This window comes from Frankia gtarii, assembly GCF_025403375.1.
Lineage (GTDB): Bacteria > Actinomycetota > Actinomycetes > Frankiales > Frankiaceae > Frankia > Frankia gtarii.
Genome location: NZ_JAMPTM010000523.1, coordinates 1 through 1,577 on the forward strand (window position 1 = coordinate 1; position 1,577 = coordinate 1,577).

The 1,577-nt window shown below is 69.8% G+C and carries 1 protein-coding gene and 1 tRNA gene; one reads left to right on the forward strand and one right to left on the reverse strand.

Going from position 1 to position 1,577, the window contains the following annotated elements; genetic code table 11:
- Positions 1-297: 297 nt before the first annotated feature.
- Positions 298-579: a hypothetical protein gene (locus NBZ83_RS32045; RefSeq protein ID WP_261569561.1), complete on the reverse strand. Its 282-nt coding sequence runs from the start codon at positions 577-579 to the stop codon at positions 298-300.
- 143 nt (positions 580-722) lie between these two features.
- On the opposite strand from NBZ83_RS32045, the gene NBZ83_RS32050 reads away from it, so the two are divergent.
- A tRNA-Asn gene (locus NBZ83_RS32050) sits at positions 723-795 on the forward strand.
- Positions 796-1,577: the final 782 nt, after the last annotated feature.

Consider the following 1,577-nt stretch of genomic DNA (forward strand, 5'->3'; position numbering starts at 1 on the left):
CCGCCCGTCCCCGCGCCGGCCTGGCCTGTCTCATCGACATGCCGTGCTCCGATCCGCCATGCCCTCGACCCCACCGCCGCGCCACCGGACCGCCGTACTCTCGGCGCCGCCGGCAGGGGCGGGATGCCGGCGGTGACCAGATTCACCCTCGGGGCGGCAGTCGTAGGTGCGGTCGGCGGTCACGACGGGCGGCTCCGACGACCGAACCACCCAACGACGCCCCACCCGACGGATACCGGCGCGGCACCTCCTTGCGACCTCCTCCCGGGACGGCGCGACGGCGACACGCCCGGTCGGTCAGTGGGCGCCGACCGAGCTGACCCCGTTCGAGCCGTGCGCCGCCACCGGGCGGAACGGCCGGGTCCCGGACGACTCGGCCTCCCCGGCGAACAGGCCGCGGACCCGGTGGAAAACCGTCCCCGCCTGCGCGGACACGACACCGGCGGCGCCCTGCACCTCCGGCCGTTCCCGAACCTCCCGCAGCTGCCGCATGATCACGTCGTAGTGTTCGCGTCCGCCTCGGGACCCCAGGACGTACCCGAAGCCGAGTGCGATGACGACGCTGGGCCTGATGCGCATGTTGCCTCCCGGGAGACCGATGGACGTGCTGGCGGATGGCCGCCGGCCGGTCGGCGTTGTGCCGTCAAGTTGATTACTACCCCACGTCCATGACCGCTGGAACCTCAGGTAGGCTGACTTCGTCAGGTGCGCAGAGCACCCGATCCCGCGTAGCTCAATTGGCAGAGCAGCCGGCTGTTAACCGGCAGGTTATAGGTTCGAGTCCTATCGCGGGAGCATCCTCACAGGTCAGACACTGGATCATGCTCGTTGAGATGATCGAGGGCTCCCCGGATCCGGCTTCGAGGACCAGCAGGAGCTGCAGGCAGCAACTCCAGATCTGATGGGCCGGCAGCGTCGGCCATCGCGCCAGTGCCGCGGCGTTGCGATCCTCGCCGGACGCGGACACCCGGCTGCCGACTAGTACGGCCCGGTCGATGAACGTGTGGCCGCGGTCGGCGGCGTAGGCGAGATAGACGGCGTTGTCGTCCCAACACCGCACACATGCGGAGGTCGGCTCAGCTCGGATCCGCCGGTGCCATCCGAAGCGCCAGGCAATCGAGTAGGGCGCGGACGCCCCAGGCCGGCCGCCGATCACATCTGTCGGCGCGACGAGCTTCGGTTTCGTGGCCTCCTCGACCCGGATGTTCGCCGGACCGTGGTAGACGACCGCCTTCCTATGCCCTCTCGCGAGACCGCCCCAAGCCGCCGACACGCCTGCGGCCGTCGCTCTGGGCACGCCCCTGGTCAATGAACGGGTTTGATGCGTTGGCTGGTCTCTATCCCTTCCGGTGCCTGTCACCAGTGGCCGGGGGTGAAGGTCGATGACGGCTTTGCCCTGTCGCCGGACCCGACGGCGCAGGACAGGCAGGCAACCACGATGGCGACGAGTACCGCCGGGTATCCCCGTACCTGCCGGAGTTCGGGCATGTGGTCGAATCCGCCGTCGCCTTCCATCCCATCGGCTGGGGGCGGAGGGCCCCGTGGGGCGGAGGCTACTGTGCGGCGATGATGGGGAG